We start from the raw sequence: 25290 nt of genomic DNA, 5'->3' as shown, positions 1-25290 counted from the left end.
CATGATGGCTTTTAAGCTTTGATCGCAAACTGTCCGTCGCGGATTTCAAGCGGGAAGCAATCGAGCTGTTCGCCGGGGACGTTGGTGGATTCCCCGGTTGCGAGATCGAAACACCAGTAATGAAGCGGGCAGATGAGTTCGTTAAGATGAGGGCGGACCATGCCGCCGGCATGCGGACAGATAGAAGAAATCAAGTTGTACTGCTGCAGTTCGTCGTCTTTGCGCGGTGCCTCGACGATATAGTACGTCTGTTTGTCATACTTGACTTGCGCGGGGAACGTTGTGAAGTCTTCCACGTTGCCGATGATTTTGACTGGGCTCTGTTCGCTCATGCGTGAATACCCTCTCCTTTATAAATGAGTTCGTCTTCCGCTGCGGGTTGACTGGTCGATCGTTTCCGCTGCCAGGCGTCCAATATTTCGCTGTTCTGCAAGACGGCCTTTTCACCTTCAGGCTTTAACCGATATACCCCTCGCTCTACGCGTTGAAACCAGCCGTAATAATCCTTCTGCATGAAGTGCGCGGCCCGCGGAACTTCGGTTATCGCGGCTGCCGCTTTAGGCGATAGGCTGCCATGCTGGCTGAGTGCCCAGGCGATGCGCAGCGCCTTCTCCCGGTAAGCGGTGACGAGCTTGCGGTTGTTGCTGCCGCCCGTATTGTAATCGCCGCTTCGCTCGCGGAACTCGGTCAGCAGCCGGGCCTGGCGCGCGCGCCGCTGACCGCGGACCGGCGGATCGCCCGGCTGACAGAGCATCTCCAGCACCGGCGCCTTCGTCTTGAAGAACGTTACGGTCATGAGTCCAAGGCCGAGCATCCGGCACAGCTCGGTCAAATCGCCGAAGCGCTGATTGTGGGCGCCGGCCTTCTTCCGGTTCCGTTCGATTGCAAGGATGACGCTGCCGTTCAGCCGAAGCCGCTCGATGCCCTGCAAGAGCAGGGCGAGGTTGAACGTTTTCTTCATTTCAACCAGCAAGGTATCGCCCGTTTCGGGATGAATGGCGACCAGATCGCAGTGCATGATTTCGCTTTTGACTTCATAGCCCTGCGCTTCAAAATACGATTTGATCGGCTTGTACAGCTCGGTTTCGTGTTTGACGGCCAAGTCCCGTCCCCCTCTCGCGCGAGATTCTTTGGCGATTATAACATATCCGGGCGTATCACTCAGCTATAATCGGAATTCACATGTGGCGTCATACATTTCTTCAAGCCGCGAATGCGAAAGAAGGTCGAATTATCGCCGCGTTCGACAAATCGAAGCAAGCCTGGGAAACCGTTGAAGGCGCTCGCTTTCGGATCGATTTCATGTCCGGGCGATGCTTGTTTTCATTCGAACGGCGTGTCTCGATTATGTAGAAAGACCTTAGCTTGATGGAGGATCTTGTTGAAAACTTGTTTAAATTATTGGGCAACTTCCTTTACGAAAGCGCATAGGATTGTATTACTTCAATAAAAAATGCCGGGCAGCTTTAGAAGGTGGAACCGCTCGAATGCCACCGTGACCCGCATGACACATGTAGTGAGGAACACCGGTATGGACGAGAGGAGGTACGGCATGGATATTTTGAAACGGATTTCGGAGTACAAGGCGGAAAGTGAGAAGCTGGCTTGGCAGGGCTCTTTCAAAGACTATATTGATCTGCTGAAACAGGATCCAACTCCAGCCATGACTGCGCATGCTCGTGTCTATGAAATGATTGAGTCGTTTGGGGTGGCGGAAGGCAGTGGAGGGACGAAGAAATACAAGTTTTTCGAACAAGAAATCTTCGGTTTGGATCGTGCCGTCGAAAAACTGGTCGAGGAATATTTTCACTCATCTGCCCGTCGTCTTGATGTGAGGAAACGGATCTTGCTGCTCATGGGTCCCGTAAGCGGAGGGAAATCCACCATTGTAACGATGCTGAAACGCGGGCTGGAGCAGTTCTCGCGTACCCGTGACGGATCCGTCTATGCCATCAAAGGATGCCCGATGCACGAAGAGCCGCTTCATTTGATTCCGAATGAGCTGCGGGCGGAAGCCGAACGCGAGCTTGGCGTCCGCATCGAGGGGAACTTATGCCCTTCCTGCCAAATGCGGCTCAAGACGGAGTTCGGCGGCAATATCGAAAATGTCCAGGTGGAGCGTGTGCTCATATCGGAGGAAAGCCGCGTCGGAATCGGTACGTTCAGCCCTTCGGATCCAAAATCGCAGGATATTGCCGATCTTACCGGCAGTATCGACTTCTCGACGATAACGGAGTTCGGATCGGAATCCGATCCGCGCGCCTATCGCTTCGACGGCGAGCTGAATAAAGCAAACCGCGGTCTGATGGAGTTTCAGGAGATGCTGAAATGCGACGAGAAGTTCTTATGGAATCTGCTCTCGCTGACGCAGGAGGGGAATTTCAAAGCCGGCCGGTTCGCATTGATTTCGGCGGATGAATTGATCATTGCGCATACGAACGAAACGGAGTACAAATCGTTCATTGCCAACAAGAAAAATGAAGCTCTTCAATCCAGGATGATCGTAATGCCGATTCCTTACAACCTGAAGGTGTCCGAGGAAGAGAAAATCTACAATAAGCTGATCGGCCAAAGCGATATGAAGCATATTCACATCGCGCCGCATTCCTTGCGCTCGGCCGCGATCTTCTCTATCTTGACCCGCCTGAAGGAAACGAAGAAGCAGGGCATGGACCTGGTCAAGAAGATGCGCATGTACGACGGCGAGGAAGTGGAAGGCTACAAAGAAGCCGATTTGAAGGAAATGCAGAACGAATACATCGAAGAAGGCATGTCGGGCATCGATCCGCGCTATGTCATCAACCGGATATCGAGCGCTCTCATCAAGCAGGACCTGCAGTGTATCAATGCGCTCGACGTGCTGCGCGCGCTCAAGGACGGCTTGGATCAGCATCCTTCCATTACGAAGGAAGAGCGCGAACGGTACTTGAATTTCATCTCGGTCGCGAGGAAAGAATACGACGGCCTGGCGAAGAAAGAGATTCAGAAGGCGTTCGTTTACTCCTTCGAAGAGTCGGCCAGGACGCTGTTCGAGAACTACCTCGACAATATCGAGTCGTACTGCAACTGGTCCAAAATCAAGGATCCGCTGACTGGCGAGGAAATGGATCCCGATGAGCGCCTCATGCGTTCCATCGAGGAGCAGATCGGCGTATCCGAGAACGCCAAGAAAGCGTTCCGGGAAGAGATTCTCATCCGGATTTCGTCATATTCCCGCAAAGGCAAGAAATTCGATTACTACAGTCACGAACGGCTGCGCGAAGCGATCGAGAAGAAGCTGTTCACCGATTTGAAGGATATCGTCAAAATTACCACGTCCACCAAAACGCCGGACGAGAAGCAGTTGAAGCGGATCAACGAGGTATCGAAACGCTTGATCGACGAGCATGGCTATTGCCCGGTCTGCTCGAACGAATTGCTTCGGTACGTAGGCAGTCTGCTTAACCGATAAGAAGGTCGTATTCACCCGTGAAGCCGCAGCGTGCGCGATATGCATGCTGCGGTTTTTTTTGTTGCATTCATACATCGTGATCGTCCAACTCCATCCCGGAATATGTTATAATGGGAACATGAGTTCCTATTCGTGTGAAGGAGTGTTGACAATGAAGCTGTTTTTACGTAATGAGAGCGGGGAGTCGGAATGGGTCGGTATCGCAGATATTTGTTTGATTTCGCCGACGGTGAAAGGTCCGGCGTTCACGGCAAAGAACGGGTCTGTTTACACCTACCCGCACACCATGGAGCAGCTTGTTCGGCACTTCGCGAATTACGGCTTCCAGCGTCTGGATCGTAATGCGATCGCCAACCTGGATGCGGCCAAGGAATATGATCCTATTCAGCGGAAATTGGTCTTCGATGCTCCCGATAACGGCGAGAATCTCTATGCTACGGTTTCAATCGCGAATGAGGCGAAGGTAAAACATTTAATCGTTCGTGAATGCGCGGATCCGAATTCGGCGTATTCGGCTGCATAATGCAGCATAGGATAGGTATTACAACCCTCAAATTTATGGACCGTACATACTAAATTTGCATGTCATCAAAGTTGACATGTTGATCGGGGTTTAGTATGATTTATATCATAAACATCCAATTTTTAGTGGAATTTGGATTAGGAATTGGTATGGACATGACGCAATGGTGACAACTGATGGTTTGGGGGCGGCAGACATGTCGATGGCGATGCAATCACAGTTCCATTCCTACGATTCACAATCGTTTTACGATGAAATGTTCGATCATGACCTATCCGTTCGCGAGCATTATGAAGAGGTGTATCGGACATTCGCCCGCATGAAGCCGTCGGAGTTAGCAGCCAGACATGCCGCGATGCAACAGCGCATGCTGGAGGAAGGCATCACGTTCACGCTTTACGCCCAGAATCAACGCGAACCGCTGGAACGCACCATCCCCTTCGACTACATCCCTCGCATCATTCCGAGGCACGAATGGGAAACCGTTGAACGAGGCATGAAGCAGCGCGTCAGGGCGCTGAACGCTTTTCTTCGCGATATCTACCACGAGCAGGCGATCGTTCAAGACGGTATTATCCCTAGGGCAATGATTGTCGGGAATAAATATTTCCGGCCGGAGATGGCGGGGCTTCACGTGCCGCAGAACGTCTACATGACGGCTTCGGGCATCGATTTGATTAGAGACGAGATCGGCCGCTATTATGTGCTTGAGGACAATTTGCGGACACCGTCCGGGTTTTCCTACTTATATAAGGGACGAAGTCTGATGAGCGAGCTGTTCTCGGATTTGTACCTTTCCAGCGCCGTAACCGATATCGAGCGCAGCTTGAATGTCTTTCTCACTTCGCTCCGCAGCCTTGCCCCTTCCGGGAAGAGGGATCCGCTCATCGTGCTCCTGACTCCCGGCGCTTACAACTCCGCTTACTTCGAACATGCTTTCCTTGCCCAACAAATGGGCATACATCTTGTGGAAGGACGAGACTTGGTTTACAAGGACCACAAAATTTATTTGCGCGCGCTGAGCGGACTACGTCAAGTCGATGTCATCTATCGGCGTCTGGACGACGATTATTTGGATCCGCTCGCATTCCAGGGGGATTCCTTGCTTGGCGTGCCCGGGCTCATGAATGCATATCGCGCAGGCAATATTGCGATAGCGAACGCTCCGGGTACAGGCGTCGCGGACGATAAAGCAATTTATGCGTATGTACCGGAAATGATTCGCTATTATTTGAACGAAGAGCCGGTCCTGCACAATGTGCCGACGTATATCCTGTCACGCAGGGAAGACCGTGAGTATGCTTTGGAGCATTTGGATCAGCTTGTCGTGAAAGAAACCTCGCTCTCCGGCGGATACGGCATGTTAATTGGTCCGGCAGCGAGCCAGAAGGAGATCCAAACGTTCGCGGAAGCCATCCGCCTCGAACCCAGCCGTTATATCGCCCAAACGACAATGAACTTGTCGCGGGCGCCGGTCATGCTTGGCGGTGCGATGCAGCCGCGGCATATCGATTTGCGGGTGTTCGTTCTGATGGGCGGTTCGCAAATGCATGTTATCCCCGGAGGGCTGACCCGCGTCGCATTGCAGGAGGGCTCGCTTGTCGTCAACTCTTCGCAGGGCGGCGGCGTGAAGGATACTTGGGTGCTCAGTCGTTAAGAGTGATGAACGGAGGGATAACGATGCTAAACCGTAATGCGGAAGCTTTGTTTTGGATCGGCCGGTATATGGAGCGCGCGGAGAATCATGCGAGGCTGATCGATGTTCACTTTCATTTGCAGTCCGAAGACATGCTGTCATTCCCTCGCGGCGAAGAGGATCAAAGCCCAAGGGTTCTGTGCAAATGGGGCCGAATCGTCGAGGCGCTGGGCAGCCGCGCGGCTTATGAACAGCAGTATGGCAATTATAACGAACAGGACGTCGTTCACTATATTACGCTCGACCGGGATAATGCGAACTCGCTCGTCACCTGCGTCAATCATGCCCGAGATAACGTTCGCACGCTTCGCGAGAAGCTGCCGAGCGAATTATGGGATGTGACGAACGGCTTTTATTTGTGGCTGCGCGAGAAGCAGGCGGGGGATCTGACCAAGGAATCGCCGCATCGGTTTTACGGACGGATCAAGGAATGGACGGCGCTCTTTCACGGCATGACGCAGTCCGTCATGCCGCGCGAGAACGAGTGGCATTTCATAGAATGCGGCCGCTACCTGGAGCGTGTGGAGAATACGCTGCGGATCATGCAGTCCGCCGTCGCGGCGCAATCCTCGGCAGCTCCGGATACGGAGGACGGGGAGCTGTACCCGTATCTGCAAGCCGTGCTGCGCTCCGTGAGCGGCTATCAGACTTTCCGCCGCCACTATGCCGACGGCGTTTCCGCGGAAGCGATCATCGAGTTCTTGATCTTGAACGAAGTGTTCCCGCGTTCGGTCCATTACGCGCTGCATGCGCTGGATGAGCATTTGCGCGGCATTCAGCTTAATGAGAAGCCGCTGCGCTCCGCGCATGACCGGATTATTCGCCAAGTCGTGAAGCTGAAGGCGGAACTAGCCTGCCTGGAGCGGGAGGATTTGCGGCTGGATCAGGATGGGGTCGTAACCGGTCATTTGCTTGAGGCTGCCGGCCAGCTGGGGGCCGCGTTCGCGCAAACGTTCTTTCGCATCGGGGAGGTTAGCGCATGAAGCTGTATATCTCGCATACCACGAAATATGCTTACAGCGAGACGGTAACGGACAGTGTCAATGAGATACGGCTGACGCCGTTTACGAACGAGCAGCAATCATGCTATCAGCATTCCATTTCGGTGGAGCCCAATGCATCGCTGCTTAGTTACGACGATTATTTCGGCAATCGCGTGCATGTGTTCTCCGTCAATCATCAGCATCGGAAGCTGACGATCCGCTCGCAGATGACGGTTGTCACGCGCGAGGCCGTTAAACCGCCCCGGGGCAAGGACGCGATGCCTCCGAAAGAGTCTTGGGAATGGCTGACGGACGAGAAGGCGGTTAACCGTTTCGCGGAATACTTGCTGCCGACCGATTACACGGGCATCACGCCCGAAGTGGCAGCATTCGCGGAAGCGACAATCCGGAACGAGGCCAGCGAGGAGCGTATCGGCGTCTACAGCTGGCTGCTCGCGGTATCGAACAAGATTCGCAGTGAATTTGTTTATGATCCGGAAGCGACGAACGTGCATACGATTGCAGGCGATATGATGCACAGGCGCCGCGGGGTCTGCCAGGATTTCGCGCATCTCATGATCGCTGCCTGCCGTTCGAAAGGGGTTCCTACGCGCTATGTGAGCGGCTATCATTTCATCGGCGACCTGCAGGGAGGGAGCGTGGATTTCCAGCAGGCTTCCCATGCCTGGGTTGAAGCTTACGTACCCGGATTGGGCTGGTGCGGCTTCGACCCGACGAACGATGCTTTGGTCGGCGAGCGGTATGTCAAACTCGGCCACGGCAGGGATTACAAGGACATCGTCCCTGTTAAAGGCGTTTACATGGGGACAAGCGATGCCGCGCTGGAAGTGACGGTAGACGTGAAGCGTGCCGATGATTGAATACGGCGTTGAGACGCCGCAAACGACGGACGGCTGTGACCGCACCTTAGGTGCTGTCGCAGCCGTCCGTTCAGTTTTTGTGAAAAAGGTCGTGTCTGCAAGTAGCAAATTACAACAATTCACATGGTCATGGTACAATTAGTTATGAAGTGAAGTTGCCAAATCAGAAGGAGGTCGAACATCATATCAATTCCGGATGAGAAGAAGATTCACAGTTTCGAAGATTGGTTGACATGGGACGGAACATGGGAGTTAATTAACGGCAAAGCTTATAATATGTCGCCGGCTCCGACAGCTTTGCATCAATACATAGTCGGTGAGCTTCATTTCGCGTTGCGTACATTTTTTCAGAATCGGAGCTGTTTTGTGTTCGTGGCTCCTTTTGATGTGTTTTTCAGTGAAAGTGATAATTATGAATCGCCTGATCATGTCATTCAGCCTGATTTATCGGTGGTTTGCTCAAAGAATCAAATTTCAAAGAATGGCTGCCATGGTGCACCGACAATAATTGTAGAGGTATTGTCACCGTCCACCGCGTTAAAGGACTTTAACGAAAAGTTCAACTTATATCAGCAATATGGCGTGCAGGAATATTGGATTGTGGATCCTGGCAATCGTACGGCTCATGTGTATGCTCTACAGAATGGCGCGTATCAAGTACGCAGTCTATATACGGAACAAGAGACGATTCATTCCACCTTGACGAAAGAATTACAGGTGCCAATGATAAAGCTGTTCAGCATGGAATAATGGCGATACGTAAAAGAAACAGTCCGCTGCCCGAAGGAGACGACTGTTTCTTTTGCTTGGCGCCGCGATCACATATCCCCGTCAAATAAACTTCCGGCTCGTCTTCTTCCCGTCGCAGCTGAACACGATTCGTTTATCCTCCACGATCGTTTCCAAGTGAACCGATTTGCCCCACAGCTGAACGACATGAGGGAGTGTCTTCTCCACGTACTTCAGATCCAGCTCGACGCCTTCGTATTTGTGGAACAGGAACAGTTCGCCGACGCGATTGAAGTCGCCGTCGATGACGACGATGCTCGGGAAACCGCCGTTGACGCGCGAGACGACGAGCTGATCGCGAACCGATTCCCATGCTTTCTCGGTGATTTTCCACTCCGCGCCTTTCTTCTCGAAGACATACAGATCCAAGTCGCCGACGAGCTTCTTCGTTAAGTAGTTGCGCAGGAAGGAGATATCGGAATCGAACTCGCGCACCTCGAACATTTTCTCGCGGCCAAGCCCCGGCTTGCGGCCGAAACGTTCGATTTCTTCCTTTGTCGGGTTATCCCAACGCTTCTCGATGTCCTCGAAAATCTTCAGCCCCAGGTAATAGGGATTGAGCGAATGGCGGGAGGGCTGGACGACGGATGAATTGAGATGGGCGAATTCGACGGTCTCTTCGCTTGTTAGATCCAGCTCGCGGATGATGCGCTGATGCCAGTACGAAGCCCAGCCTTCGTTCATGATCTTGGTCTCGATCTGAGGCCAGAAGTACAGCATTTCATCCCGCAGCATCGACATGATATCCCGCTGCCAATCTTGCAGATTCGGGGAGTATTCCTCGATAAACCAGATCAGATCCTTCTCCGGCTGCGGCGGGAATTTCTTCGGTTCCGAAGTCGCTTTAGCGGCGTCTTCCGCAGCTTTCCGCTCCTCGTCGTCCAGCCCCCATAGGTCGTCGTAGTGCGACTGCGGCTTAGGCTTGGCGTTCTGATCCGCTTTACTGAGCAGTTCGATATAGTGGGTTTTGTCGAGCTTATAGGGCCGGATGATCGTCGAATCGACATGCTCCTGGATGGCGAGCACGGCATCGATGAATTTCTCGACCGCTTCGGTTCCGTATTCCATCTCGTATTGGCTGACGCGTTCGGCCGTGGCGGACATGCTTTCCACCATGTTGCGATTCGTCATGCTGAAACGAGCGTTGTTCTTGAAGAAATCGCAGTGGGCGAGCACGTGCGCGACGATCAGCTTGTTCTGAATGAGCGAGTTCCCGTCGAGGAGGAAGGCATAGCAGGGGTTGGAGTTGATGACCAGCTCGTAAATCTTGCTGAGGCCGAAATCGTATTGCATTTTCATCTTATTGAACGTCTTGCCGAAGCTCCAATGACTGAACCGCGTCGGCATACCGTAGGCACCGAAAGTATAAATAATATCCGCCGGACAAATCTCGTACCGCATCGGATAGAAATCAAGACCGAATCCTTGCGCGATTTCCGTTATTTCATCTATGGCTCGTTCGAGCGCTTTGATCTCGTCCTGGTGCAAACTCGCTTCCCCCTCGCAATGCGATTTGGTTTCCATAGCTATATGTATGGGCAGGCGAGAAACGATATGTCCACAGGGCCCGGAATGCGCTAAAATTGTTTGGTCTTCGCGAATGCGACTATGCTATAGTAATAGTAGGTAAAAAAAACCATTTTTGTCGAATGAGCCGACTAAATAACCGATCGGGGAGTCGAGCATCAAGATATGACTAACATATTCATTCACGAATTCCACGAACTGCTCTACATATTAGGCGCCTGCCTGATGTTTCTGATCATCACGCCGCAAGTGTTGGCTTCCGAGTTCCGCAGAAAGCTGCTGTATGTCGGGATATTGGCCCTTTTCTCCGTTTGTTACCTAAGCATCGAAGCCATCGACGTGCGCGTTTATGCGCTTCATCTTATGCCCATTGCCATCATACTGGCCTCGATGTTCGAGGGCGCGTTGGCGGGAATTGCCACGTGGCTCGCGTTCGTGTGCTGCGGTATCTTCATCGTCGGTACGGATTGGGCCGCTAATTTGTCCGGCAACACAGTGCTTCTGGCGTGGGGGCTTACCTTCCATTACCGCTCTTACCGAAGAAGTACGTTAGGTCTGCTCTTAATCAACGGACTCGCGATGCTTGTCATCAACGCGGTTATTTATCTGACCGTTTCCGATTGGTTCGGGAAGGGGATGGATCTGGAGACGGGGACAGCGATTCTGTTCGGGGCATTACTGTCGACTTCGTTAATCATATTTACCTACTATCGGGTGAAGAATAGCGAGAAGCTGATCGAAGAGCTCTTCAACGCAGAGAAATATCAAATGATGGGCCAGCTTGCCGCGGCCATCTCGCATGAGGTCCGCAATCCGCTGACGATGACGAGCGGCTTCCTGCAAATGATGGGCAAAGGAAGCCTGCACGCGGAGACGCTGGAGCGCTATCGGAAGCATGCCATCGAAGGCATCGATCAGGCCACGTCCATCATCACCGATTATTTGAACTATACGAAACCGGCCGTCGAGGAAGCAAGGCAGCTCGACGTGCAGGCGGAGATCGCTTCGCTGACGCCATGGATCGCCCCATTGGCGGCCATGTCCGGCATTGAAATGCGGATCTATCATCATCATGATGATCCGGCAAGCTTCTTGGGCGAGCCGAAGAAGCTTCAGCAATGTCTGCTCAATCTGATGAAGAATGCCATCGAAGCGATGCCGGATGGAGGGACGCTCACGATCGCAACCAAGAAGACGGAGCTCGATCAAGTTTCCATCACCATTGCGGATACCGGAATAGGCATGAGCAAGATGCAGCTGAAACGGATCGGCATGCCGTTCTTTACGACGAAGGAGAAGGGAACGGGGCTTGGATTGATGGTGGTCATCAGTCTTATCCATGTGATGGGCGGCCAAATCGTTTTCTCTAGCAGAAGAGGACAGGGCACCGTATGCGAAATCCGGTTTAAGCTCAGCGATACAGCGATAGCGCGTACTGGAACGGAATGAGAAACATAACAAAAAGCCCCGCCATGGCGGGGCTTTTTGTTCGTTCTCCCATCTCTTCTATGGAGAGACCGGAGGAAGCTGGCTCACATAGCTGTCGGACAGCTGCAGCAGCTTCAAGGCCCGGTTGAATTGATCTTCCGTAGTCGGCACCTCGGACTGCGTTTGGCCGTGCAGCGGGGCGTTTGTGCCGTCTTTAAACGACGTGCCCGGGATGAACATCTCGTGATCCGTAATGAGGGAACCGGACGGCAGGTAATAACGCTCCGGCAAGAGATTCGACGACTGATTGAGCAAATCTTGTCCGAAATGGATATGATTCTGCAGCGAAATGCCAAGCAGATTGGCCACGGTCGGCATAATGTCGGATTGTCCGCCCGTTTCCTTCAACTCCATCGGCTTCGTAACGCCGGGCGCCGAGATGATCAGCGGAATGTTGATCATGTCCGAATTCTTATAGTCGCGACCGTATATTTCTTTCATCAGCTTCTTCTCGTCGCCGTTAAGCGAGTAGATGGGAAGGCCGAGATGATCGCCATAAATGACGAAGACGCTGTTATCCCAAATGCCGCGTTTCTTCAGATCGTCGATGAACAAGCCAAGCGCGTAGTCGGCATAGTTCTGCGCGCGAATGTAATCGCCGACGAAGGTGCCTTCATATCGTTTCGGCAGTTTGATTTTATACTTGCGCTCCGGAATGGTGAACGGATGGTGAGAAGACATCGTAATCAGCTGGGAGTAGAACGGTCCCGATTTCTGCATTTCTGCGAGCTGTGCGGCTGTTTTCTCGTACAACACTTCGTCGGAAGGACCGAAGAACACCGTATCATCCTGACCGAACCAGTTCTGATCGTAATATTTCTCGAAGCCGATTGCCTTATACAAGGCGCTGCGGTTCCAGAACTCTACGAAGTTCGTATGGAACGTCGCCGTCTGATAACCGTTTGCCTGCAGCAGCTTCGGAAGACTTGGCAGGTCATAGTCGGTATAAACGACAGACGCCGCGCCGGTCGGCGGCGTATAGAAGGACGTGTTCACGACGAACTCCGCATCGGACGTGTTGCCTTGTCCGACCTGCTGATAGAAGTTGGAGAAGTAAATATGGTCTTTCGCAAGCTTGTTCATATTCGGCGTAATTTCCTGCCCGTCAACCTTCAGGCCGATCAGGAAGTTTTGGAAAGCTTCCATTTGCACGATAATGAGGTTCTTGCCCTTGGACGCCCCCGCGTACTTCGGCGAGGCCGGTTCTTGAATGCCTTTCTCCTTGTCGATCGCCGCTTGCGTAATTTCGCTCATCGGAATCGTCGGCTGCTTCGAATCGGAGAACAACGTGTAGAGCTCATAGTTGAGAATGCCCATATCCTCCGCTTTCACGATCTCGTTCATGCTTGCGCGGTTCGGCAGAATATTAAATAGGCAGAGCGCCAGCGACACGATGAACAGCGCGGAAACGATGGCGCGATTGAGCGGCAGCTGGCTGAATTGTTTCCAATTGACGGCCCGTTTGCGACGGATTAAGAGCACGAACAGTACGATGATATCGAGAAAAATAAACAAGTAATACGGATCGAGGAGAGAGAATACGCTGCTCTTCACGGCCGTAACCTGATTGACCTGCTCGAGCGCATGATACGTCACGATGATGCCGAAATACTTGTAATACATGATAACGGCGAAGAAAATAGCAGTTACAAGCAGGTTCACCGATACGTAGTAGACGAGCTTGCGTTTCTTGGCGAACCACTCGATCAAGCAGAACAGCAGCCAACAGAACGGCATCTCGGTAACGAGCAGCTTCCAGGAAGGTCCGCCGTCGAAAATGACGAAGTAGGCGAGCATGCTTTTGATAACCAAGATGAGAGAGAAAAAAATAAACGGCCGGATGTGAAAGAGCCGCTTGAACGACCATGCAGGCATGAAATACCCTTCCTTTCGAAACACGAACTGCAAATCTCATAACGTACATTATGCTCTCTTTAATAAGGGTTTGTCAAAATGGTATTCATGCGAAATTATGGCGCGGACTCATGGTATACTAAAAATAAAATAGAGATCTTTTCTGAGAGGAAAGCCGACTGATATGAGCGCATTCAAATCAAAGCTGGATTCTATTAAACTTCATCTCGGACCTCGCGCGTGGTACAATTTTCGCATTGATGTGAGCGCTTCCCTGTTATTCAGTTTTTTTAATGTCGTCTTTAACCAGTTTTATATCCCCATGGCGATTCAGCAGGGCGCATCCAACCTGCAGGTCGGCATCATCTCGGCGGCGCCGGCGGTGGGGCTGCTGTTCTCGCCGCTGTGGGCCTCATTCATTGAACGGTCGAATCCGAAGCCGTTCGTCATCCTCCCGAATCTGATAGCGCGGGCGATAATTATCGTGCCTGCGTTCTTCGGCGCGCCGATCGCTTACGTGCTTATCGCGCTTTGCTTTCAGATGCTGATGGGCATTCAATCGCCCGGCTACGCGGCGCTCGTCATTCGTATGTATCCGCCCGAGAATCGCGGGAAGCTGATGGGCAATACAAGGGTATTGATGGGGGCATTGATGATTCCCGTGGCATTCGGAATCGGCAGGTGGGTCGACGCGTCAGGTCCGTCCGGACCGCTGCTATTCGCTTCCGCGACAGGCATCGTCTCCATACTCGTGTTCGCGCGGGTCAAAGCGAGGAAGTCGGCGCCTCCTAGACTCCAGGGAGCCAGACGGTTCGACTTAAGAGAGCAATTACAGCTTATCAAGCAAAACAAGGAGATCGCGGTCTTCTTCCTTGCGTGCAACTTCACCGGATTCGGTAATCTGGTGGCGGTGCCGTTATATAATATCATTCAGGTAGACCGACTGGAGCTTTCCAACACCCAGATCGGCATTGCGCGAGCGGTTTATTTTCTGTGCCTGCTGTCTTCCTATTATGTGACCGGCCGCGTGATCGACAAACTGTCCGCGAAGCATACGGTCGCGTTCGGCTTGGCGGCGTTCGGCATCGTGCCGCTCTGTTACGCGCTGCTCGGCAATTACAGCGCGGTGTTGATCGGAAGCGGGATTCAAGGGATGGGCGACGCGATTTGGGATATCGGATTCCTTGCGTACATGTTCCGACTTGCTCCGGGCCGCGAAGCGGTCGTCGTCGGTCTGCAATTCATGCTGTTCGGTATCCGGGGGACAATCGGGCCGATGCTCAGCACCTACTTGTCCGGTACGATTCCGTTATCGTACCTGCTCATCGCAGCCGGCTGCTGCGGCTTCCTCGGCGTGGCGTCGTTCCTCGCGTACAACAGGGGCTCGCGGCGATCGCGCGGAACGACGGCGGCGCTGTAAGCCAACTTCACGAAAGCCTCCGCCGCAGCCGGTTAATCCGGCTGCGGCGGAGGCTTTTATGCGATGCTTTAAGAGCCGGTGCGAGACAGCGTTACACGGCCAGTTCTCTTTTGCGGAAGAAAGATTTCAGCGCGTTATAGACTTCGCCTTTCTCCTTGATGACATAATGCATGAAATTAGGCAGGTTGATATGCTTGTAGGCCGACATCAGCGTACTGGAACGGTTGTATTGGTTTACTTCGCCATAGCCGAACAAATTCGCCCGCTTGAGCAGCTCGCCAATCAGCTTCACGCAGCGCTCGTTGTCGCTCGTTAAGTTGTCGCCGTCGGAGAAGTGGAACGGGTAAATATTATACATGGACGGCGGGTAGCGATTGTCGATAATATCGATCGCTTTAATGTAAGCGGAGGAGCAGATCGTGCCGCCGCTTTCGCCGCGTGTGAAGAACTCCTCTTCCGTCACTTCCTTCGCCTCGGTATGATGCGCGATAAACACGATTTCGACATGCTCGTATTGATGGCGGAGGAAGCGCGTCATCCAGAAGAAGAAGCTGCGCGCCACGTACTTCTCGAAGCTGCCCATGCTGCCGCTCGTGTCCATCATGGCGATAATGACCGCGTTGGACTGCGGTTTCACGATCTCTTCCCATGTCTTATAGCGCAGGTCATCCGGGGAGATGCCATGAATGCCGGGAGCGCCGCTCGTCGCGTTCCGTTTTAAATTTTCGAGAATGGTCCGCTTCTTGTCGATGTTGGACATGATGCCTTTCTTGCGAATGTCGTTGAACCGGATTTCCTTCGTTTCCAGCTGATCGCGGTCCTTCTGTTTCAAGAAGGGCAGCTCCAGCTCCTCGAACAGCATCGTTTCAAGCTCGGCAAGGCTGATTTCCGCCTCCACGATATCATCGCCGGGCTGATCGCCGGCATTCTCGCCTTTGCCGCCTTTCTGCGCGGAGGCGGGATCGACGCCGAGCACGTCGCCGACTTGACTGTCGCCGTCGCCTTGGCCGACATGCTTGTTTTTGTTGAAATTATAGACGAACCGGAACTCGTCGAGACTGCGTATCGGCACTTTAATGACCTGTTTGCCATCCGACATGATAATATTTTCCTCGGAGACCAAATCAGGCAAATTTTGCTTGATGGCATCGCGTACCTTCTGTTGGTGTCTGGCTTGATCCTGATGTCCTTTACGATGCAGCGACCAGTCTTCACGCGACACGACATACAGCGCTTCATGATTTTCTGCCATGCGTAGACACCTCCGTAGCCGTTTAGGCTTGACCTTGCAGCAAGATTGAATTTTATGCCGACGACAAACGTTTCTTCTTATTGTTATTCATTGTATTCAGGTCGACGGCCGATATGTGAGGCAATTGTCCGTCTGCAGTCACGGGGATGGCCGTACAGTGGATCGGGCAAGCCGGACCGCCATTCGAAAATGCGAAAGAACCGCAGCGTGCCCGCGACGGTTCTTAATCGTATACTACTTTGCTGATCGCTCTAGGACGTCCCGCTCAGGGCAATGCCGAGCAGGAACAAGGTGACGAATCCGACAGGAAGCAGGGCGTTCAGGACGATGCCGATAATAGGGAACGCCTTGTGCTTGCCCTTCGAACAGGCGCCGACGATACCGAGTATAAGCCCGACTACGCCGCAGCCGAAGGAGGTCAACATCATCAGAAAGGCGACGATGAGCGGAATGACGTCATTGGCGTCTTTTAATTGTTCTTCGATATCCGTGCGAATCGTGTTGGAGTTGCCGTTAAGCGTAATGTGGTCCATAATGAAAGTGGTCGACACGATGATGGCAGCGATGAAGACGACGAGGCTGATAATGCCGAGAATAAACGAAGCGATTCCCAATTTGGATTGGGTTTTTGGCGGTTCATCGGAATTCGGAACGGGAGCAAAACCGTAAGGCGGGTCATCGTTCCTTGGCGGTTGTTGTTCACTCAGGGAGATCCTCTCCTCTTTGCAATCGATCGTTTTCGTACATTTTACCTCATTTTACAGTCATTGGAAAGGATGGGTGGCAGATGTTCAACAAGTACGGCGCTTACGGCGCGATTCACGCACTGCTTGCCGTAGCACTGGGCGCTTTCGCCGCGCACGGGCTGAAAGACAAGCTGACCGAAGATATGCTGAACGTCTTTGAAACAGGCGTTCGCTATCATATGTATCATGCCATCGGGCTGCTGCTGATCGCTTTGGCCGCGGACCGGATCGGTAATAATAACAAGGCTATTCGTTGGTCCGCACGACTCATGCATCTCGGAATCTTCCTGTTCTCGGGGAGCTTGTATGCGCTCAGCTTGTCCGACGTCAAGCTGCTGGGGATCATTACACCGTTCGGCGGACTGGCGTTTATCGTCGCGTGGGGGCTTGCCGCATATTCCATTTGGAAGGCCAAAACCAGGGAATAAGAGCGTGGATCTTATTCCCGCCGCACCAGCTCACAACTCCTACATAACGGCAGCGCATGAGCGCAAAAAGAGCCGCTCCCGTACCTATCTTGTCATAGGCGGGAGGGCTCTTCTTCATATCTAGCCTGTTTATCCGGATTGCAGTCTGTCATAAACTGGACGGCAGTTAAATAAAATCGTCGATCTCATTAAGGCTGAACGCATAGACTTGCTTCTCGTCTACATGGTAGACCGTCAGCTTAAGCGCTTCTTCGTCCAGGTGAATGATCCGGCACGGAATATTCAATCGGACGCCGAAGCCTTTGTTGACCATGATTCGAATCAAGGAATTGGCTGCAATGCAGTCTTTGATCCGGTTAATTATGGCAGGGGAGGAGTCACCGTCAGCCAGTGGACGAACGGATGACGTCTCGGTCGGCACTGCTTCGGGGGTGGCTTGTTCTTCGAGCGCTTCGATCATTTGCCCGAGCCGGATGCCGGATTTGATTCGGTAATCGGCGAATCCGGCTTTATTGAGCAGGTGAATCAGCCGTTCCAGCGCCATGGCGCTGGATTCGCCATCGACCAGCAGATCGACGTTGAAGAGATGTGCGGTCGTTGGGTTTGCGCGCTTATCGGATGGTGTCATGTTCCAACTCCATATAGTTCTTAAGGTACTCTCATCATATCACCTGGGCACTGATTAATGTAGTCCTAAGTTAAGGTTTTGTTAACGAATCTGTAGAATCCGCCAACACTCCGGCGCAAGGTGCTGCATATAGTGAAGAAGCGATTTCCGAAATGCAACATGGAGGAGCGGTGAGCGCGGGAGGAGGTGGCTCGGATGATGCGAATGGTACCGATTCCGCTTGCGGACGGCAGTACGGCGCTCGGCGTGGAAGTGTTATTGCCGAAGACGACGTTGCTGGCTGTCACGACGGATAAAGGCTATATCATGTGCGGTGCGTTGGATGTTGCTCTTCTCAATGACCGGCTGAAGGATCGGGGCATTATCGCCGGCCGTGCAGTCGGCGTTAAAACGCTGGAGGAATTAATGCAAGCGCCTCTTGAATCCGTTACGGGAACAGCTGAAGCGCTTGGAATTACGGTAGGCATGAAGGGGGCGGACGCCCTTCTCTTGATGGTATAGATGGTAAGAAGCTAGCTTACGCCAAGAAGGCAGCCAGCGCATGGGATTCATGTGCCGGGCTGCCTTCTTGGCGTTGCAGGACTGCTATAGGCTAGTTGTCAAATAGAGCTTTCAAGTTGACATTGAACGGCGGACGAATAATGCCCTTCTCCGTAATGATTGCGGTGACGTATTCGTGCGGCGTGACGTCGAATGCAGGATTGTACACCTTCACGCCGGCAGGAGCCGTGCGTTTGCCGAAGCCTTCCGTGATCTCCTCCGCATTGCGCTCTTCAATCGGAATCTCGGAGCCGGACGGCGTGTTCAGATCGATCGTCGACAGCGGACAAGCGACGTAGAACGGGATGTTATGCGCCTTGGCGAGAACGGCTACGCTGTACGTGCCGATCTTGTTGGCGACGTCGCCGTTGGCCGCGACGCGGTCCGTGCCGACGATAACGGCGTCTACCCAGCCTTTGCTCATCACCATGCCGGCCATATTATCGCAGATCAGCGTTACGTCCACGCCCGCTTGATGCAGCTCGAACGCGGTCAGCCGCGCGCCTTGCAGGACAGGACGCGTTTCGTCGGCGAAGACGCGCAGCTTGATGCCTTGCTCCTGCGCGAGATAGAACGGTGCCAGCGCCGTGCCGTACTTCGCCGTTGCGAGTCCGCCGGCGTTGCAGTGCGTCAGCACGCCCATGCCATCCTGGAATAACGTCAGCGCATGTTCCCCGATCAGGCGGTTCGTCGCTTCGTCTTCGCTCTGGATGGCGATCGCTTCCTGCAGCAGCGCTTCTTTGCAAGCGGCAAGATCGAGGCCGGACTCCGCGAGCGATTGCGCGCGCGCGGTCATCCGGTCGAGCGCCCAGAACAGATTGACGGCCGTCGGGCGCGAAGTAGCAAGATGGGCGGCTGCATCGCGCGCGGCCTGCAGCCATGTTGCCGCGTCTTCTCCCGCGTCGCGGCTTCCCAGCACGACGCCGTAAGCGGCCGCGATGCCGATGGCAGGCGCGCCCCGTACTTTCAAATGACGGATCGCTTCCCAGACGTCTTGAGCGGAAACGAGCGGCAGATAGACGATTTCTTCGGGCAGCAGTCGCTGGTCGAGCAGGTCCAGCTGAGCGCCGGACCAAATGACGGATTGCAGGCCTTGATAGTCGTTAGATTCCATGAATGTCGTCTTCCTTTCGTTAGGCCTTAGCAGCCGCCGAAGCCGCGTGTACGGCAACGATCAATTGATCGATCGAATCAGCGTCGCGGTTCAGCTTGATGAGCGATTTTCCGATGCGAAGCGCCAGCCGCTGCGCTTGTTCGCGCGCGGAGGCGTCTTGCAGTTTGTCGATGTCTGCGACATGCGCAAGGCCGACGATGCGGCGGACCATTTTGCAGCCGGCATAGCCGATCGTGTCTTGAAGCAGGCGCTGCATGTAATTTTCTTTGTAGCCGGGCGCGGTGTTGGCAAGGCGGTCTACGCCGTGCTCTTCCCATAACGCCAGGAATTTATCTTGGAACTGCGTCCAAATGTCCGTGACTGTATCCAGCAAGTACGCGCGGTAACGCTCGCGTTCCGCCTCGGACTTGTCCCAGCCTTCGCGGGCCGCGAAGTTCAGGAGCAGGTTGGCCAGAACGGCGCCGATATCGAAGCCCATCGGACCGAAGTAAGCAAACTCCGGATCGATGACTTTCGTGGATTCCGGCGTAATAAAGATACTTCCGGTGTGGAGGTCGCCGTGAAGCAGCGCTTGGGCGCGCGTCAGAAACTTCTCGCGAAGCAGCGCGACTTCCAGGTGAAGCTCTTCGTCGTTCCAAAGCGCTTGCGCTTCGTCGCGGATCGTCTCTTCGAAGCTGTTCGTCTCGGCGTCGCGGTACGGATCGTCGAAGATAAGATCCTCCGTGATTTTGCACAGCTCGGGGTTGGTGAAGCTGCGTACCAGCAGCTTCTTCTCCTGCTGATTGCGGCCGAGGTCGCTCGTGAAGAATAAGGTCTGCGCGAGGAACGTGGAGATATGGCCGGCGAACAGCGGATAGCGCGTACCGTTCATCAGGCCTTGGCGCATGATGACATGGTCGCTCAAGTCCTCCATGACCGTCAGCGCAAGCTCCGGGTCGTACAGGTACACGTCCGGAACCAGTCCGGGAGCCAAGCTGCCTTGAAGCATAAGCGCTTCGCTCTCGATCCGTGCGCGGTCGAGCGTAAGCGGCCACGATTCGCCGACGACTTTCGCGTACGGCAATGCCTGCTTCATGATGATGCTGCGGCTGGAGGAGGTATCGGTAATGTGAAAAACAAGATTCAGGTTGCCGTCTCCGATTTCCCGGCAGGCAAGCTGCGCTTGCGGCTGGAAGATGCCTTCCAGATTGCGGGCGATCTCAATGGCTTTCGTTTCATTTAGGGGATGATAAGCAGACATGAAATGTCCACCTCCGAATCGTTGGAATGGGTAAGGGTCCGCCGTACGTACGTTTTGACCCCAAATAAGTATAGTATAGCGAAAAAAATTTCGCGTTGGAATACCTCGCTTTGTTATAATCATTCTAAATGAGAAGGAGCGAGGGTGAAACAAACATGAACAGCGAACTTGCATTGGATCAGAAAATCGCGCTGAAAGAATGGGCCGTCGCGGTCAAGGCTCTGACGGACGGCAAGCAGATCATGGTGCTGCGCAAAGGCGGAATCGCCGAAGAAACGCGGGACTTTCAACTGAAATCGCCGCGTTTCTTCCTGCTGCCGGCCTATGAGCACCAGAAGCCGGAGCTGCTGAAGGAAGCTTACAGGGACGAGCTCAAGGCGGTGCTGGAGGCATGGACGCCAGGCTCGCCGACCGTGGAAATCTCCGCGTTCGCCGAAGCGGTAGCCGACATTGAAATCAACGACCAGGAAACGGTGGATCTTCTGGTAAATTACCACATCTGGACGGATACATTTACCGAAGACCGTCTAAAATGGAAAAGGAAGCAGCCGCTTCATCTGCTCCTGCTCCGCGTGTACAAATTAGAGCAGCCCGCAGAGCTGCCAATGCAGGATGCGTACACGGGCTGCAAGTCTTGGGTCGATCTGGAGTCGTTCCCTGCAAACGCGGCCGCGCATCCCGTCCTCGACGACGAAACGTTCGCGCGGCAAGCAGCGGAAATCCGCCGGGCGATCGCACGTTAGCAAGTTTCAGAATCCTTGCTGGGACTAGGGCTGATTGCTTTATGACAAAAGTTATACTAATATATAATTGAGAATCAGTGAGAATCAATTTAGAGTAATTACTAAAGAGGAATTGTTTCAGATATGAAACAACGTAACTTCCGGAGGGAGCAGTATACCATGGCAACACATTTTAAAATCGATGGCTTGAAAGCTGCCATTGAAGGCAAAGAGATTTTGAAAGGCATCAACCTTGAGATCAAGGGCGGAGAAGTTCATGCGATCATGGGGCCGAACGGAACGGGCAAGAGTACGCTGGCATCGGCGCTCATGGGGCATCCTAAATATGAAGTGACGGAAGGCGCGGTTACGCTCGACGGCGAAGAGGTTCTTGAAATGGGCGTGGACGAGCGCGCTCGCGCAGGCCTGTTCCTGGCGATGCAGTACCCAAGCGAAATTTCCGGCGTTACCAACTCCGACTTCCTGCGCAGCGCGATCAATGCTCGCCGCGAAGAAGGCAAAGAAATTTCCCTGATCAAGTTCATCCGCCAAATGGAAGGCAAGATGAAAGAGCTTGAGATGAACCCTGAATTCGCGCACCGTTACCTGAACGAAGGCTTCTCCGGCGGCGAGAAGAAACGGAACGAAATTCTTCAAATGATGATGCTGGATCCGAAAATCGTCGTACTTGACGAAATCGATTCCGGTCTCGACATCGATGCCCTGAGAATCGTAGCGAACGGCGTGAACGCTATGCGCTCCGAGGAACGCGGCTTCTTGATCATTACTCACTATCAGCGGTTGCTGAACTATATCACACCGGATTTCGTACACGTCATGATGCAGGGCCGCATCGTTAAGTCGGGCGGACCCGAGCTGGCAGAACGCCTTGAGAACGAAGGCTATGATTGGGTTAAAGAAGAACTCGGCATCGTGGACGAAACGGTCGGACAGGTTTAATCGGAGGAGGAGCAATCGAAATGAGCACACAATTATCGACTCCGGTTAACCGCCAGTCCGTTAGCGCGTTGTCTCAAAGCAAAGGCGAGCCGGCATGGCTTGAAGGAGTTAGAACGAAGGGCGCTGAACTGGCGGAAACGCTGGAATGGCCTACACCCGAGAAAGTCCGCATCGGCCGTTGGAACTTGACGGCGATCGGCAGTCACAAACCGCAGGACGCGATCGCATCGGCAGAAGAGCTGCCCGAGACGCTGCGCGAGCTGGCCGGACAATCCCCGGCAGGACTCGTCGTACAGCGCAACTCGGCGAGCGTGCTTCGTCAGCTCTCTCCCGAGCTGGAGGCGAAAGGCGTTATTTTCACCGACTTGGAAACCGCGGCCCGCGAGCATGGCGATTTGGTGCAGCAATATCTGTTCCAGGTCATCCCTCAGGACGAAAACAAGCTGACGGCGCTTCATTCGGCGATTTGGAACGGCGGGATCTTCCTCTATGTTCCGAAGAACGTCGAAGTCGAACTGCCGCTCCAAGCGTTGCTGTACAGCGACGACACGGAAGCGACGTTCGCGCCGCGCGTACTCGTCGTAGCCGACAGCCACAGCCGCGTCACTTACGTGGACAATGTGGTAAGTAGGTATGGAGACTCCGCGCAGCCGATCACGAAGCAATCGATCGTGGAAGTCATCGTGAAGCCGGGCGCGCACGTTCGGTATGCGACGATTCACAACATGGGCGACAACCTGATCGATCTGACCATCCGCCGCGCGATCGTCGAGAACGACGGCCGCATCGAATGGATAATCGGCGACCTGCATGACGGTCACACGCTGTCCGATACGCAATCGCTGCTGAAAGGCAAAGGCTCCACGTCGGACGCCAAAGTCATCAGCATCGGTTCCAAATCGCAGCAGATGAGCCTTACGACGGGCGCTGTCCACTTCGGACGCAACACCGAGAGCGATATGGTTACCCGCGCAGTCATGAAAGACCAAGCGACGGCCATCATCAACGGCGTGACGAAGATCGAGAAAGGCGCTACGAAGTCGAACGGCCAGCAAACCGAGAAAGTGCTGATGCTGAGCCCGAAAGCTCGCGGCGACGCCAACCCGATCCTGCTGATCGACGAGGACGACGTTAAGGCTGGCCACGCGGCGAGCGTCGGCCAAGTGAACCCCGAGCAAATTTATTATCTAATGTCCCGCGGCATTTCGAAAAAGGATGCGGAGCGTTTAATTATTTACGGATTCCTGGCCCCTGTCGTGACGGAAATTCCGATCGAGCCGGTTCGGGAACAGCTCCAGCGTCTGCTGGAAAGGAAGCTTGAAGGATGAATGTGCAAGCGATCAGAGAGCAATTTCCGATCCTGCATCAATCGATAAACGGGCATCCGCTCGTCTATCTGGACAGCGCGGCGACTTCACAGAAGCCGCGTTCCGTCATTGATGCGGTCGCCCGCTATTATGAGCACGACAATGCCAACGTGCACCGCGGGGTTCATACCCTCGGCTCGCGCGCAACGGATGCTTATGAAGGCGCACGGGAGAAAACGGCCAAGTTTCTGAACGCGTCCAGCCCGCAGGAAATTATTTTCACGCGGGGAACGACGACGGCGCTCAATTTGGTTGCTTCCAGCTACGCAAGAGCCGTCTGCGGCGAAGGCGACGAAATCGTCATTACGCAAATGGAGCATCACTCCAATCTCATTCCTTGGCAGCAGGTTGCGAAAGCGACCGGCGCGACGCTTAAATATATTCCGCTTCAGAAGGACGGCTCCATTCAATTGGCGGATGTCGAAGCGACGATCACGGACCGGACGAAGATCGTCTCGGTCATGTACGTGTCCAACGTGCTTGGCGTCGTGAATCCGATCAAGGAAATTACGGCGATCGCGCACAAGCACGGCGCGAAGATGGTTGTCGACGGTGCGCAGAGCACGCCGCATATGAAAGTTGACGTCCGCGATCTGGATTGCGATTTCTACGCGTTCTCCGGCCATAAGATGTGCGCCCCTACCGGAATCGGTGCTTTGTACGGCAAGAAAGCGCTGCTCGAAGCGATGGAACCGATCGAATTCGGCGGCGAAATGATCGACCATGTGGATCTGTACGATTCGACGTGGAAGGAGCTGCCTTGGAAGTTCGAAGGCGGTACGCCGATTATCGCCGGCGCCGTAGGACTCGGAGCGGCGATCGATTTCCTGAACGAAGTCGGTCTTGACGAAATCGAGAAGCACGAGCATAAGCTTGCGTCATATGCCTACGATCGGCTTAGTACGATAGAAGGTATTTCGATCTTCGGTCCGGTTCAGAACCGCGCCGGACTCGTGACGTTCACGCTGGATGACGTTCATCCGCATGACGTAGCGACCGTACTGGATACGAAGGGCATTGCCGTACGGGCCGGTCACCACTGCTGCCAGCCGCTGATGCGTTACCTGAATGTTTCTTCGACGGCAAGAGCAAGCTTTTATCTATACAATACCGAAGAGGACGTCGATCGTCTGATTGACGGCCTCCAGCAAACAAAGGAGTTCTTCGGTTATGGAATTGGATGATTTATACCGCAGGGTCATCATGGACCATTACAAAAACCCGCGTAACCGCGGGACATTGGACGAAGATTCGCTTACGATCAACCTCAACAATCCCACTTGCGGCGACCGCATCACGCTGCAGCTGCAAGTGGAAGACGGCGTTGTGAAGCAGGCGAAATTCACCGGCGAAGGCTGCTCCATCAGCATGTCCTCGGCTTCGATGATGACTGAAGCCGTACAAGGCAAGACGACGGAAGAAGCAATGGCGCTGGCGACGAAATTTTCCTCTTTTATTAAAGGCGAAATTACCGAGTTCGACGAGTTGGAAGATATCGAAGCGCTGTCCGGCGTCACGAAATTCCCGGCTCGGATCAAATGCGCGACCCTCGGCTGGAACGCGCTGCGCAAAGGGATCGAGCATCAACAGCAATAACGACCGCGTTTACCCGCGTAGCATACGCGAAAACGCGTAGCATAGTATCATGGTTGATTTGCGCTAATAGCAAGCAGTAAGCGAA

At 53.7% G+C, this 25290-nt stretch carries 24 protein-coding genes; 15 read left to right on the top strand and 9 right to left on the bottom strand.

All coding sequences use genetic code 11. The features are described 5' to 3' along the window. Window positions 1–11: 11 nt before the first annotated feature. Together GZH47_RS07310 and GZH47_RS07305 are read right to left on the bottom strand one after the other, a co-directional pair. Window positions 12–332: a Rieske (2Fe-2S) protein gene (locus GZH47_RS07310; protein ID WP_162639494.1), complete on the bottom strand. Its 321-nt coding sequence runs from the start codon at window positions 330–332 to the stop codon at window positions 12–14. Beyond that, complete coding sequence (locus tag GZH47_RS07305) at window positions 329–1102, bottom strand: DUF2161 family putative PD-(D/E)XK-type phosphodiesterase (RefSeq protein ID WP_162639493.1); 774 nt, start codon at window positions 1100–1102, stop codon at window positions 329–331. The genes GZH47_RS07310 and GZH47_RS07305 overlap by 4 nt, the downstream gene beginning before the upstream one ends. Window positions 1103–1552: 450 nt before the next feature. Between GZH47_RS07305 and GZH47_RS07300 the strand changes: the two genes are divergently transcribed. From GZH47_RS07300 to GZH47_RS07275, 6 genes are all read left to right on the top strand, one after another. Further along, window positions 1553–3451: a PrkA family serine protein kinase gene (locus tag GZH47_RS07300; RefSeq protein WP_162639492.1), complete on the top strand. Its 1899-nt coding sequence runs from the start codon at window positions 1553–1555 to the stop codon at window positions 3449–3451. Window positions 3452–3602: 151 nt separating this feature from the next. Further along, window positions 3603–3974, top strand: a complete 372-nt coding sequence (locus tag GZH47_RS07295) for a LytTR family transcriptional regulator DNA-binding domain-containing protein (protein ID WP_162639491.1) — start codon at window positions 3603–3605, stop codon at window positions 3972–3974. 196 nt (window positions 3975–4170) lie between these two features. Continuing rightward, window positions 4171–5631 (top strand): circularly permuted type 2 ATP-grasp protein, encoded by a 1461-nt coding sequence (locus tag GZH47_RS07290; RefSeq protein ID WP_162639490.1) that lies wholly within the window; start codon window positions 4171–4173, stop codon window positions 5629–5631. 23 nt (window positions 5632–5654) lie between these two features. Then, window positions 5655–6653: an alpha-E domain-containing protein gene (locus GZH47_RS07285; RefSeq protein ID WP_162639489.1), complete on the top strand. Its 999-nt coding sequence runs from the start codon at window positions 5655–5657 to the stop codon at window positions 6651–6653. Beyond that, window positions 6650–7534, top strand: coding sequence for a transglutaminase family protein (locus tag GZH47_RS07280; RefSeq protein WP_162639488.1), 885 nt, complete (start codon window positions 6650–6652; stop codon window positions 7532–7534). Before GZH47_RS07285 ends, GZH47_RS07280 begins: the two co-directional genes overlap by 4 nt. 228 nt (window positions 7535–7762) lie before the next feature. Further along, complete coding sequence (locus tag GZH47_RS07275) at window positions 7763–8284, top strand: Uma2 family endonuclease (RefSeq protein WP_318653417.1); 522 nt, start codon at window positions 7763–7765, stop codon at window positions 8282–8284. A gap of 81 nt (window positions 8285–8365) precedes the next feature. Here GZH47_RS07275 and GZH47_RS07270 read toward each other — a convergent pair whose 3' ends face one another. Then, on the bottom strand, window positions 8366–9811 hold the full coding sequence (locus tag GZH47_RS07270) for a SpoVR family protein (protein ID WP_162639487.1): 1446 nt from the start codon (window positions 9809–9811) through the stop codon (window positions 8366–8368). 204 nt (window positions 9812–10015) lie between these two features. Here GZH47_RS07270 and GZH47_RS07265 point away from each other — a divergent pair, with 204 nt between their 5' ends. Then, complete coding sequence (locus tag GZH47_RS07265; protein WP_162639486.1) at window positions 10016–11299, top strand: sensor histidine kinase; 1284 nt, start codon at window positions 10016–10018, stop codon at window positions 11297–11299. 57 nt (window positions 11300–11356) lie between these two features. On the opposite strand, the gene GZH47_RS07260 is transcribed toward GZH47_RS07265, so the two are convergent. Beyond that, entirely contained in the window at window positions 11357–13213 is a 1857-nt protein-coding gene (locus GZH47_RS07260; protein ID WP_162639485.1) for an LTA synthase family protein, read from the bottom strand. A 163-nt stretch (window positions 13214–13376) separates the two neighbouring features. On the opposite strand from GZH47_RS07260, the gene GZH47_RS07255 reads away from it, so the two are divergent. Continuing rightward, a complete protein-coding gene (locus GZH47_RS07255; protein WP_162639484.1) occupies window positions 13377–14612 on the top strand; it encodes an MFS transporter in 1236 nt (411 codons plus the stop codon). Window positions 14613–14703: 91 nt separating this feature from the next. Here GZH47_RS07255 and yhbH read toward each other — a convergent pair whose 3' ends face one another. Next, window positions 14704–15864 carry a sporulation protein YhbH gene (gene yhbH / locus GZH47_RS07250; protein ID WP_162639483.1) on the bottom strand — a complete coding sequence of 387 codons (1161 nt, stop codon included), beginning with the start codon at window positions 15862–15864 and terminating at the stop codon, window positions 14704–14706. Window positions 15865–16115: 251 nt separating this feature from the next. Beyond that, on the bottom strand, window positions 16116–16478 hold the full coding sequence (locus GZH47_RS07245) for a hypothetical protein (protein ID WP_162639482.1): 363 nt from the start codon (window positions 16476–16478) through the stop codon (window positions 16116–16118). Between the two features lie 173 nt (window positions 16479–16651). On the opposite strand from GZH47_RS07245, the gene GZH47_RS07240 reads away from it, so the two are divergent. After that, complete coding sequence (locus GZH47_RS07240; protein WP_162639481.1) at window positions 16652–17038, top strand: DUF423 domain-containing protein; 387 nt, start codon at window positions 16652–16654, stop codon at window positions 17036–17038. 166 nt (window positions 17039–17204) lie between these two features. Here the strand turns inward: GZH47_RS07240 and GZH47_RS07235 are convergent, their stop codons facing one another. Next, window positions 17205–17666: a hypothetical protein gene (locus GZH47_RS07235; protein ID WP_162639480.1), complete on the bottom strand. Its 462-nt coding sequence runs from the start codon at window positions 17664–17666 to the stop codon at window positions 17205–17207. A 195-nt stretch (window positions 17667–17861) separates the two neighbouring features. On the opposite strand from GZH47_RS07235, the gene GZH47_RS07230 reads away from it, so the two are divergent. Further along, a complete protein-coding gene (locus GZH47_RS07230) occupies window positions 17862–18167 on the top strand; it encodes a YunC family protein (protein WP_162639479.1) in 306 nt (101 codons plus the stop codon). Between the two features lie 91 nt (window positions 18168–18258). On the opposite strand, the gene mtnA is transcribed toward GZH47_RS07230, so the two are convergent. Continuing rightward, window positions 18259–19320 carry an S-methyl-5-thioribose-1-phosphate isomerase gene (gene mtnA / locus GZH47_RS07225; protein ID WP_162639478.1) on the bottom strand — a complete coding sequence of 354 codons (1062 nt, stop codon included), beginning with the start codon at window positions 19318–19320 and terminating at the stop codon, window positions 18259–18261. 19 nt (window positions 19321–19339) lie between these two features. Beyond that, on the bottom strand, window positions 19340–20560 hold the full coding sequence (gene mtnK, locus GZH47_RS07220; RefSeq protein ID WP_162639477.1) for an S-methyl-5-thioribose kinase: 1221 nt from the start codon (window positions 20558–20560) through the stop codon (window positions 19340–19342). Window positions 20561–20715: 155 nt separating this feature from the next. Between mtnK and GZH47_RS07215 the strand changes: the two genes are divergently transcribed. From GZH47_RS07215 to sufU, 5 genes are all read left to right on the top strand, one after another. Further along, window positions 20716–21303 carry a DUF1802 family protein gene (locus GZH47_RS07215; protein ID WP_162639476.1) on the top strand — a complete coding sequence of 196 codons (588 nt, stop codon included), beginning with the start codon at window positions 20716–20718 and terminating at the stop codon, window positions 21301–21303. A 159-nt stretch (window positions 21304–21462) separates the two neighbouring features. Beyond that, window positions 21463–22242 carry a Fe-S cluster assembly ATPase SufC gene (gene sufC, locus GZH47_RS07210; protein ID WP_162639475.1) on the top strand — a complete coding sequence of 260 codons (780 nt, stop codon included), beginning with the start codon at window positions 21463–21465 and terminating at the stop codon, window positions 22240–22242. A 20-nt stretch (window positions 22243–22262) separates the two neighbouring features. Then, window positions 22263–23570 (top strand): Fe-S cluster assembly protein SufD, encoded by a 1308-nt coding sequence (sufD, locus tag GZH47_RS07205; protein WP_162639474.1) that lies wholly within the window; start codon window positions 22263–22265, stop codon window positions 23568–23570. After that, complete coding sequence (locus tag GZH47_RS07200; RefSeq protein ID WP_162639473.1) at window positions 23567–24793, top strand: cysteine desulfurase; 1227 nt, start codon at window positions 23567–23569, stop codon at window positions 24791–24793. Before sufD ends, GZH47_RS07200 begins: the two co-directional genes overlap by 4 nt. Next, the gene (gene sufU, locus GZH47_RS07195) at window positions 24780–25205 is read left to right on the top strand and encodes a Fe-S cluster assembly sulfur transfer protein SufU (RefSeq protein ID WP_162639472.1); all 426 of its coding nucleotides are present in this window, start codon (window positions 24780–24782) and stop codon (window positions 25203–25205) included. The genes GZH47_RS07200 and sufU overlap by 14 nt, the downstream gene beginning before the upstream one ends. Window positions 25206–25290: the final 85 nt, after the last annotated feature.

This window comes from Paenibacillus rhizovicinus, assembly GCF_010365285.1.
GTDB classification, from domain to species: domain Bacteria; phylum Bacillota; class Bacilli; order Paenibacillales; family Paenibacillaceae; genus Paenibacillus_Z; species Paenibacillus_Z rhizovicinus.
The sequence above is the reverse complement of the archived record's forward strand: the minus strand, read 5'-3'. Positions and strand labels throughout refer to the sequence as shown.

Coding starts and splice junctions, on each gene's coding strand:
- GZH47_RS07310 (WP_162639494.1), bottom strand. CDS start 332: ATGAGCGAACAGAGCCCAGTCAAAATCATCGGCAACGTGGAAGACTTC.
- GZH47_RS07300 (WP_162639492.1), top strand. CDS start 1,553: ATGGATATTTTGAAACGGATTTCGGAGTACAAGGCGGAAAGTGAGAAG.
- GZH47_RS07295 (WP_162639491.1), top strand. CDS start 3,603: ATGAAGCTGTTTTTACGTAATGAGAGCGGGGAGTCGGAATGGGTCGGT.
- GZH47_RS07290 (WP_162639490.1), top strand. CDS start 4,171: ATGTCGATGGCGATGCAATCACAGTTCCATTCCTACGATTCACAATCG.
- GZH47_RS07285 (WP_162639489.1), top strand. CDS start 5,655: ATGCTAAACCGTAATGCGGAAGCTTTGTTTTGGATCGGCCGGTATATG.
- GZH47_RS07280 (WP_162639488.1), top strand. CDS start 6,650: ATGAAGCTGTATATCTCGCATACCACGAAATATGCTTACAGCGAGACG.
- GZH47_RS07265 (WP_162639486.1), top strand. CDS start 10,016: ATGACTAACATATTCATTCACGAATTCCACGAACTGCTCTACATATTA.
- GZH47_RS07260 (WP_162639485.1), bottom strand. CDS start 13,213: ATGCCTGCATGGTCGTTCAAGCGGCTCTTTCACATCCGGCCGTTTATT.
- GZH47_RS07255 (WP_162639484.1), top strand. CDS start 13,377: ATGAGCGCATTCAAATCAAAGCTGGATTCTATTAAACTTCATCTCGGA.
- yhbH (WP_162639483.1), bottom strand. CDS start 15,864: ATGGCAGAAAATCATGAAGCGCTGTATGTCGTGTCGCGTGAAGACTGG.
- GZH47_RS07240 (WP_162639481.1), top strand. CDS start 16,652: ATGTTCAACAAGTACGGCGCTTACGGCGCGATTCACGCACTGCTTGCC.
- GZH47_RS07235 (WP_162639480.1), bottom strand. CDS start 17,666: ATGACACCATCCGATAAGCGCGCAAACCCAACGACCGCACATCTCTTC.
- GZH47_RS07230 (WP_162639479.1), top strand. CDS start 17,862: ATGATGCGAATGGTACCGATTCCGCTTGCGGACGGCAGTACGGCGCTC.
- mtnA (WP_162639478.1), bottom strand. CDS start 19,320: ATGGAATCTAACGACTATCAAGGCCTGCAATCCGTCATTTGGTCCGGC.
- mtnK (WP_162639477.1), bottom strand. CDS start 20,560: ATGTCTGCTTATCATCCCCTAAATGAAACGAAAGCCATTGAGATCGCC.
- GZH47_RS07215 (WP_162639476.1), top strand. CDS start 20,716: ATGAACAGCGAACTTGCATTGGATCAGAAAATCGCGCTGAAAGAATGG.
- sufC (WP_162639475.1), top strand. CDS start 21,463: ATGGCAACACATTTTAAAATCGATGGCTTGAAAGCTGCCATTGAAGGC.
- sufD (WP_162639474.1), top strand. CDS start 22,263: ATGAGCACACAATTATCGACTCCGGTTAACCGCCAGTCCGTTAGCGCG.
- GZH47_RS07200 (WP_162639473.1), top strand. CDS start 23,567: ATGAATGTGCAAGCGATCAGAGAGCAATTTCCGATCCTGCATCAATCG.
- sufU (WP_162639472.1), top strand. CDS start 24,780: ATGGAATTGGATGATTTATACCGCAGGGTCATCATGGACCATTACAAA.